Annotated in this window: 13 protein-coding genes; 9 read left to right on the top strand and 4 right to left on the bottom strand. The window is 69.2% G+C overall.

The genetic code is table 11. The features are described 5' to 3' along the window. Nucleotides 1-24: 24 nt before the first annotated feature. Nucleotides 25-1653, bottom strand: a complete 1629-nt coding sequence (locus tag ACODT5_RS29170) for a glycoside hydrolase family 13 protein (RefSeq protein WP_422522157.1) — start codon at nt 1651-1653, stop codon at nt 25-27. 219 nt (nt 1654-1872) lie between these two features. Between ACODT5_RS29170 and ACODT5_RS29165 the strand changes: the two genes are divergently transcribed. Then, on the top strand, nt 1873-3150 hold the full coding sequence (locus ACODT5_RS29165; protein ID WP_422522156.1) for an extracellular solute-binding protein: 1278 nt from the start codon (nt 1873-1875) through the stop codon (nt 3148-3150). On the opposite strand, the gene ACODT5_RS29160 is transcribed toward ACODT5_RS29165, so the two are convergent. Continuing rightward, nucleotides 3134-4387, bottom strand: a complete 1254-nt coding sequence (locus ACODT5_RS29160; RefSeq protein ID WP_422525071.1) for an RNA-guided endonuclease InsQ/TnpB family protein — start codon at nt 4385-4387, stop codon at nt 3134-3136. The two genes, ACODT5_RS29165 and ACODT5_RS29160, sit on opposite strands and share 17 nt — an antisense overlap. Before the next feature lie 187 nt (nt 4388-4574). Between ACODT5_RS29160 and ACODT5_RS29155 the strand changes: the two genes are divergently transcribed. The 4 genes from ACODT5_RS29155 (at nt 4575) to ACODT5_RS29140 (ending at nt 9235) form a co-directional block, all read left to right on the top strand. Next, nucleotides 4575-5633 carry a carbohydrate ABC transporter permease gene (locus ACODT5_RS29155; protein WP_422522155.1) on the top strand — a complete coding sequence of 353 codons (1059 nt, stop codon included), beginning with the start codon at nt 4575-4577 and terminating at the stop codon, nt 5631-5633. A 23-nt stretch (nt 5634-5656) separates the two neighbouring features. Next, on the top strand, nt 5657-6538 hold the full coding sequence (locus tag ACODT5_RS29150) for a sugar ABC transporter permease (protein ID WP_422525070.1): 882 nt from the start codon (nt 5657-5659) through the stop codon (nt 6536-6538). Between the two features lie 76 nt (nt 6539-6614). Then, nucleotides 6615-8231, top strand: a complete 1617-nt coding sequence (locus tag ACODT5_RS29145; protein WP_422522154.1) for a glycoside hydrolase family 13 protein — start codon at nt 6615-6617, stop codon at nt 8229-8231. Continuing rightward, nucleotides 8228-9235: a LacI family DNA-binding transcriptional regulator gene (locus ACODT5_RS29140; protein WP_422522153.1), complete on the top strand. Its 1008-nt coding sequence runs from the start codon at nt 8228-8230 to the stop codon at nt 9233-9235. Before ACODT5_RS29145 ends, ACODT5_RS29140 begins: the two co-directional genes overlap by 4 nt. 688 nt (nt 9236-9923) lie before the next feature. Here ACODT5_RS29140 and ACODT5_RS29135 read toward each other — a convergent pair. Then, nucleotides 9924-10388, bottom strand: coding sequence for a DUF6415 family natural product biosynthesis protein (locus tag ACODT5_RS29135; RefSeq protein WP_422525069.1), 465 nt, complete (start codon nt 10386-10388; stop codon nt 9924-9926). A 132-nt stretch (nt 10389-10520) separates the two neighbouring features. Here ACODT5_RS29135 and ACODT5_RS29130 point away from each other — a divergent pair, with 132 nt between their 5' ends. The 3 genes from ACODT5_RS29130 to ACODT5_RS29120 all read left to right on the top strand — a co-directional run bounded on the left by ACODT5_RS29130 (nt 10521) and on the right by ACODT5_RS29120 (nt 12592). Continuing rightward, nucleotides 10521-11786: an NsdA family TPR-like regulatory protein gene (locus tag ACODT5_RS29130; RefSeq protein ID WP_422522152.1), complete on the top strand. Its 1266-nt coding sequence runs from the start codon at nt 10521-10523 to the stop codon at nt 11784-11786. A 1-nt stretch (nt 11787) separates the two neighbouring features. Continuing rightward, nucleotides 11788-12102 carry a 4a-hydroxytetrahydrobiopterin dehydratase gene (locus ACODT5_RS29125; RefSeq protein ID WP_422522151.1) on the top strand — a complete coding sequence of 105 codons (315 nt, stop codon included), beginning with the start codon at nt 11788-11790 and terminating at the stop codon, nt 12100-12102. 112 nt (nt 12103-12214) lie between these two features. Then, on the top strand, nt 12215-12592 hold the full coding sequence (locus ACODT5_RS29120; RefSeq protein ID WP_422522150.1) for a DUF6193 family natural product biosynthesis protein: 378 nt from the start codon (nt 12215-12217) through the stop codon (nt 12590-12592). 40 nt (nt 12593-12632) lie between these two features. Here ACODT5_RS29120 and cutA read toward each other — a convergent pair whose 3' ends face one another. Beyond that, nucleotides 12633-12959: a divalent-cation tolerance protein CutA gene (gene cutA, locus ACODT5_RS29115; RefSeq protein ID WP_422522149.1), complete on the bottom strand. Its 327-nt coding sequence runs from the start codon at nt 12957-12959 to the stop codon at nt 12633-12635. Nucleotides 12960-13061: 102 nt separating this feature from the next. Between cutA and ACODT5_RS29110 the strand changes: the two genes are divergently transcribed. Further along, entirely contained in the window at nt 13062-13850 is a 789-nt protein-coding gene (locus ACODT5_RS29110; protein ID WP_422522148.1) for an aminotransferase class IV, read from the top strand. The last annotated feature ends 505 nt before the right edge of the window (nt 13851-14355 follow it).

Below are 14355 nucleotides of genomic sequence, written 5' to 3'. Positions count from 1 at the left end.
GATTGGACTGTACCGGTCGGACGTTCACAATGACCACCACGTGCACGAATCCGGGGGAAGCCGGACGCTGCGGCCGTCCGTCTCCACCGGGGCGCTGGACAGGACGGGGCGCCCGGGCGAGGGCAGTTCGAGCGGGACCGGCCGGGTGTTGAGCGTGCACGCGAAGCCGGGACGGGTGAAGAGCAGCACCCCCTCGGGCGCGGGCAGCCACTGCATCCCGGGCTCCGCGGCCGTGACCCCCGCTTCCGGCGCTCCGAGGCCCGCCATCGCCCGGCGCAGTTCCAGGGCGGCGCGGTAGAGCTCCAGGGTGGAGTGGGGGTCGCCGGTCTGCGCGGCGACGCTGAGCCCGCCCCAGCCGGCCGGCTGCGGGAGCCAGCTCCCGGCCGGCCCGAAGTCGTACGGGGGCTCCTCGCCGGACCACGGGATCGGCACCCGGCAGCCGTCGCGCAGCCCGTCCTGCCCGGCGCCGCGGGTGAAGGCCGGGTCCTGGCGGGCGGAGTCCGGGAGGTCGACGACCTCGGGGAGGCCGAGCTCCTCGCCCTGGTAGACGTACGCCGATCCGGGCAGCGCCAGCATGAGCAGCGCGGCCGCCCGCGCCCGGGCCAGGCTGCCGTACCGCGTGACGTGGCGTACGACGTCGTGGTTGGACAGCACCCAGGTGGTCGGGGCGCCGACCGAGGCGGTGGCGGCCAGGGACTCGTCGATGACGGTCCGGAGCGCGCGGGTGTCCCACGGGCATTCCAGGAAGCGGAAGTTGAAGGCCTGGTGCAGTTCGTCGGGGCGGACGTACAGCGCGAGCCGCTCGGAGGTGGGCGCCCAGGCCTCGGCGACCCCGATGCGCGGGACCTCGTAGGAATCGAGCAGCCGCCGCCAGGAGCGGTGGATCTCGTGGACGCCGTCCTGGTCGAAGAAGGGGAGCGGCTCGGTGCCGATCAGGGTGGCCTGCGCGCCGCGGCCGATGTCCGGCAGGCCCGGGGCCTTGACCATGCCGTGCGCCACGTCCACCCGGAACCCGTCGATGCCGAGGTCGAGCCAGAACCGCAGGACGGCGGAGAACTCCTCGGCGACCTCCGGGTCCTCCCAGTTCAGGTCGGGCTGCTCGGGGGCGAAGAGGTGCAGGTACCAGGCGCCGTCCGGGGTCCGGCTCCAGGCGGGGCCGCCGAAGACCGACTCCCAGTCGTTGGGCGGGAGCTCCCCGGAGGAGCCCCGGCCGGGGTGGAAGTGGTAGCGGTCGCGGGCCCCCGGCTCCCCGGCCAGCGCCGCCCGGAACCAGACGTGCTGCTCGGAGGTGTGGTTCGGGACCACGTCCACGATGACCCGCAGTCCCAGGGCGTGCGCTGCGCGGATGAGGTCGTCGGCGTCGGAGAGGTCGCCGAAGAGGGGGTCGACGGCCCGGTAGTCGGCGACGTCGTAGCCGCCGTCCGCCTGCGGGGAGACGTAGAAGGGGGTCAGCCACACCGCGTCGACCCCGAGCCGGGCCAGGTGGGGGAGGTGCTCGCGGACCCCGCGCAGGTCCCCGATCCCGTCGCCGTCGCTGTCCGCGAAGGAGCGCACGTACACCTGGTAGATGACGGCATCGCGCCACCAGCCGCCGCTCGCGGTGGCGTTGCTGGAAGCGCTTGCAAGCCGGGAGGCGGTCAACTCGTGGGTCATATCGGGTCAACGCGCGTACGACCCCCCTGGTTGCGGGCCCGGACAGTCGAAGAGGGTTCGAACTAACAGCAAGCTGCGGCAACCGTCCGGACACACGGATGTAACGATCACCCCTTCTTGCAGAAAGTTCCCGCAAGGTCTTTCGGTCGGCTTTCAGGCTTGTTACGTTCTCGGCAACTCGGGACGCGAGGCGCGGCCGGGATCATCGAAGGAGTTCATATGCGGCGTGGCATAGCGGCCACCGCGCTGGTCGCGGCTCTGGCGCTCGCGGCGACGGCTTGCGGCGGTGACACCAAGGACGGCGGCAGTGGCGGCGCCAAGGCCGACGGGGAGCTCTCCGGCACGGTCACGTGGTGGGACACCTCGAACGACGCCGAGAAGGCGTCCTTCCAGAAGCTCGCCGAGGCGTTCACCGCCAAGCACCCCAAGGTGACCGTCAAGTACGTCAACGTCCCCTACGGCGACGCGCAGAACAAGGTCAAGAACGCCTTCAGCAGCGGCTCCGAGGCCCCCGACGTCATCCGTGCCGACGTGGGCTGGGTCGCCGACTTCGCCTCCCTCGGCTACCTCGCCGAGGTCCCGGCCGAGACGGCCAAGAAGGTCGACGCCGAGTTCCTGCCCCAGGCCGCCGCCAGCGGCAAGTACGAGGGCAAGACCTACGCCGTCCCGCAGGTCATCGACACCATGGGCCTCTTCTACAACAAGAAGATGCTCGCCGACGCCGGCGTCCAGCCCCCCAAGACGCTGGAAGAGGTGAAGACCGCCGCCGCAGCCATCAAGGCCAAGACCGGCAAGGCCGGCCTCTACCTGCGCGGCGACGACTCCTACTGGTTCCTCCCCCTCATCTACGGAGAGGGCGGCGACCTCGTCGACGCGAAGACCAAGACGGTCACCGTCGACAACCCGGCGGGCGTCAAGGCCTTCAAGGCCGCCCGCGACCTGGTCACCTCGGGCGCCGCGATCACCAACGCCACCGACGGCTGGACCAACATGCAGACCGCCTTCAAGACGGGCGAGGTCGCGATGATGATCAACGGCCCCTGGGCCGTGGCCGACAGCTACGCGGGCGACCAGTTCAAGGACAAGGCCAACCTCGGCATCGCCGCGGTCCCGGCCGGCTCCGTCAAGGCGGGCGCCCCGCAGGGCGGCCACGACCTCGCCGTCTACGCGGGCTCCAAGAACATCGCCGCCGCGAACGCCTTCGTCGACTACATGACCTCGCAGGAGGTGCAGGTCCAGTCCGCCAAGGAGCTGAGCCTGCTCCCGACCCGGACCGCCGCCTACGAGCAGCCCGAGGTCAAGGCCAGCGAGATGGTCCAGTTCTTCAAGCCGGCCGTGGACAAGGCCGTCGAGCGCGCCTGGATCCCGGAGAACGGTGCCCTCTTCGAGCCCCTCAAGGTCGAATACACCAAGGCGGTCACCGGGGCGTCGAGCCCGGAGGACGCGGCCAAGGCGGCCGGCGTCGAATTCCGCAAGATCCTCAAGGGCTGGAATTGACGTGCTCCCCGGCCTGACGGCCGGGGATTCCCGTCGCGGCCGGGTGGCCGACACGGTGGCTTCCTGTTTCATCGCGCCGTGCCGGAATTGCTCCCGGTCTCACCAGCGCTCCGCAGGCGTTTAGCCTGTCCGCCCGCCCGGCGGCCAGGGTGTTGTGAGAAGCGTTCTCGTCACGATCGTGGACGGTCTCGCATCGCGTGCAGGTCCACGTACGGATATGAAGGGGTTTGGGGCCGTCATGGTGTCCACAGGTCGAGCACACCCGGGAAGTCGGCACGAAGCGGCCGATCTTCCCGAAATGCCGGCCGTACTTGGCGGCCTTGTACTCCAGCATGTTGACGAACGAGGTCCAGCCCGCGTCATGAACGGACTTGGCCAACCTGGTGCGTGCGAGTGCGGATACCGCGAGGTCTTCCACGTACACCGCTTGGTTGTCGCGGATGATGCGTGTGGATGCCTTGTGGTGCCAGTCCCGCCGCTGGTCGGAGACCCGACTGTGCCGTCTGGCGAGCTTGACGCGGGCCTTGGCGTGGTTCTTCGAACCCTTGACCTTGCGCGACAAGCTCTGCTGCGAGCGCTTGAGCTTCTTCTCGGCCCGGCGCAGGAACTTCGGCGAAGTGATCCTCGTGCCGTCGGAAAGCACGGCGAACGTGGTCAGCCCGAGGTCGATGCCGACTTCGGCATCAACGGCCGCCAGGACCGTAGGTTCGGTGTCGACGACGAAGCTGGCGAAGTATCGGCCGGCACGGTCCCTGATCACCGTCAGCGAAGTGGGCGTGGCGGGCAAGGGGCGGGACCATGTGACCTTGAGGTCTCCGACCTTGGCCACGTAAAGCCGGCCGCTGTCCCTGAGGGAGAAGGCATTCCCGGTGAGACGGATCGACTGCCGGGAGTCCTTCTTCGACTTGTAGCGGGGAGGAGCGTTCCTCCGGCCTCCGGATCTTCCCCTGATCGAATCGAAGAAGTTCCTGAAGGCGGAGTCAAGGTCCCGCAGGGACTGCTGGAGGACGACAGCCGACACGTCGGCCAACCAGGCCCGCTCCTCGGTTCGCTTGGCCTGGGTGATGTGCCGTTTGGACAGGTCCGCCGACGTCACGTACGGCAGCCCTGCCTCGTGCGCCGCCTTACGGGCGCGAAGGCAGTCGTTCCAGACCACCCGGGCGCAGCCGAAGGCCTGGGACAGCGCCAGGCGCTGCGGGCCATCGGGGTGGACCCGGAAGTTGTAACGGAGCTTCACGAGCGTGACTTTAGGGCTGGACCATGCCGCATCATCCACAACCACCAGAACGGGCCGGATTCGACTACTCCGGCCGTCGTCGCGACAGAACAGGGGCACTACGTGTTCATTCCGGGGCGCAGACGCCGGGAAGAGTGCGTACGTAGCGTGCGCCAGGACTTTGCCGCAGGAAGGCAGGCTGACTGAGATGGCTGCTCACACCAGCCAGTCGGTGGCGAAGGCCGCGGGCAGCGAGACCGGTCCTGACACCGGTCCCGCCGCCCGCGGCCGGAGCCGCAGGACTGACGGCAGGATTGGCAACAGGACCGGCGGAAGCAACCGCCCCGGGCTGAAGCGGGCCCTCGCCACCCACTGGTACGCCTGGGCCATGATCACCCCCGTGGTGCTCGTGCTCGGCGTGATCATCGGCTGGCCGCTCGTCCGCGGCGTCTACCTGTCGCTGACGGACGCCACCGAGCGCAACGTCGGCCGCACCATCGGCGCCAACCACATCGAGGCGACGTACGAGTTCATCGGACTCGACAACTACGCCGACGTCCTCGCCGACCCGGTGTTCCTGCAGCGGCTGGTGTGGACGGTGACGTGGACCGTCGCCTGCGTGTCGGTCACCTTCGCGCTGGGCCTCGGCCTCGCCACCGTGCTCAACCGCGAGTTCAAGGGACGCGCCACCTACCGGATGGCACTCATCCTGCCCTGGGCCGTCCCCGGATTCGTCTCCGTCTTCGCCTGGCGGTTCCTCTTCAACCGCGACAACGGCATCCTCAACAAGATCCTCGAAGGCGGCGGCATCTCCGCCGTCCCGTGGCTCGACGACCCGACCTGGGCCAAGATCGCGGTCATCGCCGTCAACGTCTGGCTCGGCGTCCCCTTCATGATGGTCGCCCTGCTCGGCGGCATGCAGTCCATCCCCGGCGAGCTCTACGAGGCGGCCGAGATGGACGGGGCCAGCCCCTGGCAGCGGTTCCGCCACATCACCCTGCCGGGACTGCGCACGGTCAGCATGACCGTGATCCTGCTCTCCACCATCTGGACCTTCAACATGTTCCCGGTGATCTTCCTGCTCACCCGGGGAGGCCCGGGCGACTCCACGGAGATCCTGGTGACCCAGGCCTTCCGCGAGGCGTTCGTGACGAGCCCGCGCGACTTCGCCGTCTCGGCGACCTGGGGCGTACTGATCCTCCTGCTGCTCACGATGTTCGCGCTGGTCTACCGGCGCTCGCTGCGCAAGCAGGGAGAGGTGTGGTAACCGTGACGACCAACTCCGAGACGATCAAATCCGAGACGACCAACTCGGCGAGGTCCGCAAAGGCGGCCTCCGTCCGCCCCCGCGGCAAGCGCTCACCGCTCGCCTCCGCCGGGCTGCACGCCACCCTGGCCGTCGCCGCCGTGATCGCCGTCTTCCCGGTGCTGTGGGTCCTGCTGACCTCGCTCAAGCCCGCGAAGCACGCCATCTCCACGGACTTCGTCAAGGAACCGACCCTCGACAACTACAGCTACCTGCTGGAGTCGACCTCCTTCCTCTCCTGGTTCGCCAACTCCGTCCTCGTCGCCGGCATCACCACCGTCCTCGGGGTGTTCATCGCCGCCACCACCGGATACGCCGTCAGCCGCTTCAAGTTCCCCGGAATGAAGCCGCTGATGTGGACCCTGCTCATCACGCAGATGTTCCCGATGGCCATCCTCATCGTCCCGCTCTACAACCTCATGGGCGACCTGGGACTGCTGAACCAGCCGATCGGCCTGGTGATCACCTACCTCACCATCGCCGTGCCGTTCTGCGCCTGGATGATGAAGGGCTTCTTCGACACCATCCCGGTCGAGATCGACGAATCCGGCCGCGTCGACGGGCTCAACCCCTTCGGCACCTTCTGGCGCCTCATCCTGCCGCTCGCCAAGCCGGGCCTCGCCGTCACGGGCTTCTACGCCTTCATCACCGCCTGGGGCGAGGTCGCGTACGCCTCCGCCTTCATGGTCGGCGAGGAGAACCTCACGCTGGCCGGCGGCCTGCAGACCTTCGTCACCCAGTACACCTCCAACTGGGGTGCGATGAGCGCGGCTTCCATCCTCATCGCGATCCCCGCGGCGTTCTTCTTCCTCTTCGCCCAGCGTCACCTCGTCGCCGGGATGACGGCAGGCGCGACCAAGGGCTGACCCGCCCGCGCGCGCACGGGCCGACCACCCGGTGCCTGCCCCCTCTCACCCCCGGCCCGACCCATTCAAGGACGACATGACCCAGCACCTCGCCGCCGAACCCTCCCTGGACGGCCTCCCCACCTCCACCGGCACCCAGCCCGGCTGGTGGAGAGAAGCGGTGATCTACCAGGTCTATCCGCGCAGCTTCGCCGACTCCAACGGAGACGGCATGGGGGACCTCGAAGGCATCCGCACCCGACTGCCCTACCTCAAGGAACTCGGCGTCGACGCCGTGTGGCTCAGCCCCTTCTACGCCTCCCCGCAGGCCGACGCGGGCTACGACGTCGCCGACTACCGGGCCATCGACCCGATGTTCGGCAGCCTCCACGACGCCGACGCCGTGATCCGCGAAGCCCACGCGCTGGACCTGCGGATCATCGTGGACCTGGTCCCCAACCACTGCTCCGACCAGCACGAATGGTTCAAGCAGGCGCTGCGCGAAGGCCCGGGGACCCCGCTGCGCGAACGCTTCCACTTCCGCCCGGGGCGGGGTGCGGACGGTACGGAACCCCCCAACGACTGGGAGTCCATCTTCGGCGGACCCGCCTGGACCCGGGTCGCCGACGGAGAGTGGTACCTGCACCTCTTCGCTCCCGAGCAGCCCGACTTCAACTGGGAACACCCGGCGGTCCAGGACGAGTTCCGCTCGATCCTGCGCTTCTGGCTCGACCTCGGAGCCGACGGCTTCCGCATCGACGTGGCCCACGGCCTGGTCAAGGCCCCCGGCCTGCCCGACCTCGGCCGCGGCGAACAGCTCAAGCTGCTCGGCAACCAGGTGCTGCCCTTCTTCGACCAGGACGGCGTCCACGAGATCTACCGCTCCTGGCGCCGGGTCCTCGACGAGTACGCGGGCGACCGCATCGGCGTGGCCGAGGCCTGGACGCCCAGCGCCGACCGGACGGCCATGTACCTGCGGCCCGACGAACTGCACCAGGCCTTCAACTTCCATTACCTGAACACCGGGTGGGACGCGCAGGCCCTGCGCGCCACCATCGACGAGTCCCTGGACGCCATGCGCCCGGTCGGCGCGCCGACCACCTGGGTGCTGTCCAACCACGACGTCGTACGCCACGTCACGCGGTACGGGGGAGGGGCCGAGGGCCTGGCCCGGGCCCGGGCGGCCGCGCTGCTGATGCTGGCGCTGCCCGGATCGGCGTACGTCTACCAGGGGGAGGAGCTCGGCCTCCCCGAGGTCGTCGACCTCCCGGACTCCGTCCGCCAGGACCCGGCCTTCGCCCGCGGCGCCGGGCAGGACGGGCTGCGCGACGGCTGCCGCGTACCGATCCCGTGGTCGGGCACCGAAGCCCCGTACGGCTTCGGCGAGGGCGGCAGCTGGCTGCCGCAGCCGGCCGAGTGGGCGGGCCTGAGCGTGGCCGCGCAGACCGGCGACCCGGACTCCACCCTCGAGCTCTACCGCGCCGCGCTGCGGCTGCGCCGCTCGCACCCGGAGCTGGGCGCGGGCGACGCGGTGGAGTGGCTCGAGGCCCCGGCGGGCGTCCTGGCCTTCCGCCGGGGGGACTTCACCTGCACGGTCAACACCACGGCCGAGCCGGTACGGACGCCCGCGCCCGGCACCGTACTGCTGGCGAGCGGGCCGCTGCCCGACCCGTCGGAGCTGCCGGCCGACACGGCGGTGTGGTGGCGGGGATGACCTCCCCGCTGCGGCTGACGGACATCGCCGCGCAGGCCGCGGTCAGCGAGGCGACCGTCAGCCGCGTGCTCAACGGCAAGGCGGGCGTGGCGTCCGGCACCCGGCACAAGGTGCTGGCCGCCATGGACCTGCTGGGCTACGAACGCCCGGTCCGGCTGCGCCGGCGCAGCAACGGCCTGGTGGGTCTCCTCACACCCGAGCTGACCAACCCCATCTTCCCGGCGTTCGCCCAGGTCATCGAGCAGACCCTGGCGGGCCACGGATACACCCCGGTGCTGTGCACGCAGACCCCGGGCGGGGCCACCGAGGACGAGCTGGTGGAGCAGTTGGAGGAGCGCGGGGTCACGGGCATCGTGTTCCTCTCGGGCCTGCACGCGGACTCCTCGGCCGACCCGTCCCGCTACCAGCGGCTCGCGGCGCGGGGCGTCCCCTTCGTCCTCATCAACGGCTTCAACGAGCAGGTCCAGGCCCCCTTCATCTCCCCGGACGACCGCGCGGCCGCGGAGATGGCGGTCCGCCACCTGGAGGACCTGGGCCACCGCAGGATCGGCCTGGCCATCGGCCCGACCCGCTACGTCCCGTCGGCCCGCAAGGAGGCGGGCTTCGTCGCCGCCCTCCCCTCCGCGGCGGCCGAAGGCCTCATCCAGCGCACCCTGTTCACGGTCGAGGGCGGCCACGCAGCAGGCGGAGCCCTGCTGGACCGGGGCTGCACGGGCATCGTCTGCGGCAGCGACCCCATGGCCCTGGGCGTCATACGGGCGGCCCGCGAACGGGGCCTGCGCGTCCCGCAGGACATCTCGGTCGTCGGCTTCGACGACTCCCCACTGATCGCCTTCACGGACCCCCCACTGACAACGGTTCGCCAACCGGTCCGAGCCATGGCCACGGCAGCGGTGGGCGCCCTCCTGGAGGCCATCGCCGGCACCCCGGTCCAACGCACGGAGTACGTCTTCCAGCCGGAGCTGGTCGTACGGGGATCCACGGGTCAGGGGCCGGGGGAGTAGGCCCGGGGGCTACGGACCTTCGCTCGGGCGGGGCCTTCACCCCCCTCTCACCACCGCCCCGGGCGGTGGTTGCCCACCCGCCCCCCTCGGTGGTGAGGCTGAGGCGCGGAGCGCTGTCGGTCGGGGCCGGGGGGTAGGCCTGGGCTGCGGGCCGGTCAGCGGCTTTGACAAGTGCCGGGGGGAGCCCGGCAGTCCAGTGTCCTTTCGGTGCGGGCCGGTCCCTCAAGGGCGCTCCCTGCGGTCGCGTCGCTTCGCGATGGCCTTCGGCCACCCTTGACCGACCGACCCACCCCGAAACGCCACAAGACTTCCGGGATCCCCCCGAGGAACGGCCGGGAGGGAGGAGTGGGGAGGAGCGGCCCCGTCTGAGATGCCAGCGTCCCCTCCGGTCGGTCATCCGCACACGGCCCCGGCAGGACCGTGACCTCAGCCGGTACGGACGCGCGGGGCGGTCAGAGCATCCAGGGACGGGCGTCTGAACACCCTTCCCGTGACCTTTGACCGCCACCACGAGCGCAGGGACGACGAGACGGACCTCAGGGTCGGTGGGCGCATCAGATCGCTACACACTCCCACTCGGCTTAGCGACTCCCGGCCGTCTCGGGCTGGGATCAGTAGGTGCTGGTGACGATGACGGCAAGGACTCCGAGGACGATCAGGACGTAGATGGTCTGCCGCAGGCGCTCAGTCACCGGTCACGCGCCTGGATCGGCCGGCACTCTGGGTCTGTCGAGTCGTGGGCGTGTTGGTCTGGGCGGACGCCGGACATCGAATGTCCGGGGATCGTCTCGCAGTCCTCGTTCAGGATCGGTCGATCGCAGTGACAACAAAGGCGCGTTGGTGGGTGCTCGTAGTCGCTGAGAACTGTCTTCAAGGCCCGCGCAATTCTGGCCAGTCCGCGAGCATGATTCCAATTCGCGTTCGGCTCGGAAGTCCGTGGGCCGACCGCTGAGGTGTACTCCCAATCCGCGACCGCATTGGAGAGTCGCGGGTCCCGATGGTGGTTGGGAAGACGTGTCACGGCAGCGTGGAGCTGATGACCGCATGTGATGAGGTCATCGATGAGTTGTGCCACACCCTCAGCGGACGGGCGCTGCGGATATGGGCCGAGAGCTTCAGCGATCAACTCCTGGATGTTCTTGCCTGCTTGCATCGTCACCGGCTACCTCGATTCGTCAGCGCATTCCGTGGTTGTAGGTGGATGATGTCGCTGCACTCAGATGGCAGATAGGCCATCACGTGGCCATCGATGGCCATGTGGCGGCCATGGCCGGAGACAGGCGCGATGACACCTCACACTGGGGCCATGGGCCACCGAAATGACGCGCTCAGGGCCGCCCGACTGCGGGTCGGATGGCGCAGCATGGACACCGCTGCGGCAGCCCTCAGCCTTCACGGGCAGAACTTCCTCGACGACCGTTCGTACGAGGTGTCTGCGCGAACGTGGAGGCGCTGGGAAGGCAGCAGCCCCGGTTGGCCGTCGGAAGAGACGGCGACGGTGCTGCACGATGCTCTCGGCCGATGGCCTGAGGACCTCGGCTTCCGAGTACCTGTCGGTTGGGTCCGACCTGAAGCCCATCAAGAGGATGACGTGAAACGCAGGACGTTCGTAGCCGTCACGGCGGCCGCGCTCATGCCCGGACCCGTTGCCACGCAGCATGTCGACCCAGCCCTCATCGACTACTTCCAGCAACAGCTGGAAGGTCACTACCGCGCCGACATGTTTCTTGGTCCTCACGATCTTGTCGGCACCGTCAGCGCGCAGTTCCAGCTCATCGACAAACTCGTCCGCAGTGCGAAGGGCGAGACTCGCCGCGGACTTCTTCGCGTTGGTGCCGCATACGCCGCGCTCGTAGGCTGGCTCTACCAGGACGCCGGAGACCTCGGCGCGGCCGCGTTTTGGCGGGGCGTAACGCAGGAGATCGCGGCCCGCGCCCGGGATCCGCATCTTGTCGGGTACTCACTCGTCAACCTTGCTCAGGTTCGCACTGACCTTGGTGACGGTCACGGCGTAATCGACCTGTGCGAGGCCGTGCTTGATGACGGTCACATCGTCCCCAAAGTGAGGGTCATGGCGATGCAACAGCAGGCCCACGGTGCGAGTCTCACAGGCGACCGGACCGCCGTCGACCGCCTGATCGACACTGCAGGCGGGCTCATCGCCCGCGTGGACGACGACCTGCCGTGGGGTAACGCCTGCCGGCGCACTCCGGGCTACCTTGAGGTGCAGCGGGCCACCTGCTACGGCCGCCTCGGCCTGGGCCGGGAGGCGGAGTCATTGTGGTCGCAAGTCCTCGACGCGGTTCCCGCGACCGCGCGGAGGGACCGTGGCGTGTACCTAGCCCGACACGCCACGGCGGCCGCCGTGGCCCGGGAACCAGAACAGGCGCTAGAGATCGCTCGCGCGGCAGTGGAGATCGCGACAGAGACCCGGTCCGCGCGGATGCTACGCGAACTGCACTTGCTGGAGCGAGAGATGAGGCCGTGGCACGATGCTCCGGTAGGCCGGGACCTCGTGGAGGTCCTGGCGCCCGTGAACGAGGGGAGCTGACATGGGCGTACCGAAGCCGTTGTCCGACGAGGTGATCGTCGAGCACCTGGCGGGGCTGCCGGGGTGGGAGCGCGTGGGGGACGAGATCACCCGAACCTACGAGATCCGCTACCACGCGGCCGTCGCGGCGATCGTGACCATCGCTGACCGGTCCCGACGCGTCCAGCACCATGCTGACCTGGACCTCCGCATCGACAGTCTGCGCGCGTCGATCACCACGCATGATGCCGGTCACCGTCTGACCCACGCGGACTTCGACCTCGCACACCGCATCGACGCCATCGTGGCCGCGCACCAGGCACTCCCGCTGGACTGACGCCGGACAAACGGAAGACCCCCTCCCGGACTCCGAAGGGCCGAGAGGGGACGTTGCGGTGCGCGGCCGCGACGTGTCGTACTGCTGCCTCGGCTTCTGAGACTCTGCTCCTATGGATTCAACAGGCACGGCGGAGGACGTCGTCGAGGCCCAGTGGGCGAGGCTTCACTCCTCAGATCGCGTGGACGGGCACCTGGTGCGCGCCGCCTACGCCGAACCCAGGCTGCGGCAGCTCTTCCCCTGGGTCGGCATGTGGGAGCTGCACTTCAGCCGCTGCACCGAGCATCCCTCCACGTGGGACGTGCCCTACATCGCCCCGAGGCAGGGTGGGGGCTTCGTCGTGGCGGGCCCGTCCAGGGTGGAATCCGTCGGCGAGGCCGACACCGCCGAGACGGCCGTGAAAATGGTGGCGGACCGTCTGCCTCCAGGCTGCGGCCGAGCGGTTGTCGGCAACCGTCATGACCTCGCAGATTTGGCAGGGGAACACTGACGAACGGATCACGACCTTCCCGGGCCGCACACCTCTGCGACTACTCCTGGGCGGTCTCCTCGGCGACCCACGTCAAGTAGGCGTCCGAGCCGCCTTCCACGGGAAGCACGATCCACTCCGGTACGTCGTAGGTGTGCTCCTGACCGACCCATGCGCCAAGAGCGGGCAGCTGATCGCGTGTCGTCTTGTAGGAGATGCGCCACTCCGTAGCCGTTTCCACCTGCCCCTTCCACCGGTAGACGGCAGTGAGCGGCGCGTCGATGTGCGCGCAGGCCGCCAGCCGGGCCTCCACTGCGCCCCGCGCCAGCTCCCTCGCCCCTTCCTCGTCATCGATGGTTGTTTGCGCGATCACGATGTCGATCGACATGACGGCCCTCTTCCGTTGCTGGTCTGCCCGTTGGACGTTACCGACGCTCCGCACGGATCGCCGGGGAGCGGCGGACAAAGCGGCTGTGACAGCATGGCGCGAGTGCTGAGCATAGAGATCAACGGTCTGCCCGCAGAGGTCGAGGACGTGCACCGGGTGGCGACCTGGAACTACGGGCACTTCACGTCGATGCAGGTCCGCGAGGGGGCGGTGCCGGGTCTCGAGCTCCACCTCCGACGGCTGGCCGGTGCCTCCCTGGAGCTCTTCGGCGAGGCGGCCGTGCAGGACGACGCCCGGATCCGTGAACTCATCCGGCACGGGCTCGGCGACCGGTCTGCTGCGTCAGTGCGGGTGAGCGTCGTTCCCGCAGTCGGCTCAGAGGACCGTACGGACGTCATGGTGTCGGTCTCGGACGCCGTGGCCGACAGCCCCCGGCCGGCCCTGCGGGTTCGTACGGCGACGTATGAGCGCGACCTGCCGCACCTCAAGCACGCGGCGACGATGGGGCTCACCTACGGGATGCTCCAGGCCCGCGAGGCGGGTTTCGACGATGTCCTGTTCGTCGGCCGGGACGGGTTCGTACGTGAGGGCTCGGTCTGGAACGTGTCGTTCTGGGACGGGGAACAGGTGCTGTGGCCCGAAGCCCCTGTGCTGCCCGGCATCACCATGCAGCTGCTGCAGGCCGGCCTGACCCGCGTCGGTGCGCCGTGGTCGACCCGTCGGCTGACAGCCAACAACCTTCCCGAACTTCAAGCCGCCGCGGCGAGCAACTCTCAATGTCCCAGCCAGCCGCTGGCCTCCATCGACCAGGTCGCCTTCTCCGACGGGGGCTCGGTCCTGACCGAAGTCCTCGACAGGGCCTGGGCCTCGGTCCCCTGGGACGTCATCTGACGGTCTCATCGTCACCGCGTCGTCAAACAGACCATCACAAGTACGCATTCCTCGCCCCCGTGTAGATCAGCCACGGACGGTCGGTAGTCGCCAAGCAGAGAAGGACTGTGTAGCGATCTGTCGCGCCCACCGACCCTGAGGTCCATCCCATCCGCCTTGCACTCTGGGTGGCGGGCGACGGTCTCGGGAAGGGTGTTCAGACTGCCCGGCCCTGGATGCTCTGATCGCCCCGCGCGTCCGTACCGGCTGAGGTCACGGTCCCGCCGGATCGGTGTACGGATGGCCATCGGCCGAAGGGGGCTGCGCATCTCGGACGAGGCCGCTCCTCCCCACTCCTCCCCCCAGGCCATTCCCCGGGGGGATCCCGGAAGTCTTGTGTTTTTCCGTGGTGGGGCGGTCCGTCAAGGGTGGCCGAAGGCCATCGCGTAGCGACGCGACCGCAGGGAGCGCCCTTGACGGGCCGTCCTGCCACGGAAGGACGCTCGACTGCCGGGACGCCGCCCGG

The sequence above is a fragment of the Streptomyces tatrensis genome (genome assembly GCF_049310065.1).
Taxonomy (GTDB): Bacteria; Actinomycetota; Actinomycetes; order Streptomycetales; family Streptomycetaceae; genus Streptomyces.
Note: the sequence above shows the minus strand (reverse complement) of the source record. Positions and strands in the feature narration are given on the sequence as shown.

Bases quoted from the DNA above. Each gene is read 5' to 3' on its own strand.
- ACODT5_RS29170 (WP_422522157.1), bottom strand. From the start codon at position 1,653: ATGACCCACGAGTTGACCGCCTCCCGGCTTGCAAGCGCTTCCAGCAAC.
- ACODT5_RS29165 (WP_422522156.1), top strand. From the start codon at position 1,873: ATGCGGCGTGGCATAGCGGCCACCGCGCTGGTCGCGGCTCTGGCGCTC.
- ACODT5_RS29155 (WP_422522155.1), top strand. From the start codon at position 4,575: ATGGCTGCTCACACCAGCCAGTCGGTGGCGAAGGCCGCGGGCAGCGAG.
- ACODT5_RS29145 (WP_422522154.1), top strand. From the start codon at position 6,615: ATGACCCAGCACCTCGCCGCCGAACCCTCCCTGGACGGCCTCCCCACC.
- ACODT5_RS29140 (WP_422522153.1), top strand. From the start codon at position 8,228: ATGACCTCCCCGCTGCGGCTGACGGACATCGCCGCGCAGGCCGCGGTC.
- ACODT5_RS29135 (WP_422525069.1), bottom strand. From the start codon at position 10,388: ATGCAAGCAGGCAAGAACATCCAGGAGTTGATCGCTGAAGCTCTCGGC.
- ACODT5_RS29130 (WP_422522152.1), top strand. From the start codon at position 10,521: ATGACACCTCACACTGGGGCCATGGGCCACCGAAATGACGCGCTCAGG.
- ACODT5_RS29125 (WP_422522151.1), top strand. From the start codon at position 11,788: ATGGGCGTACCGAAGCCGTTGTCCGACGAGGTGATCGTCGAGCACCTG.
- ACODT5_RS29120 (WP_422522150.1), top strand. From the start codon at position 12,215: ATGGATTCAACAGGCACGGCGGAGGACGTCGTCGAGGCCCAGTGGGCG.
- cutA (WP_422522149.1), bottom strand. From the start codon at position 12,959: ATGTCGATCGACATCGTGATCGCGCAAACAACCATCGATGACGAGGAA.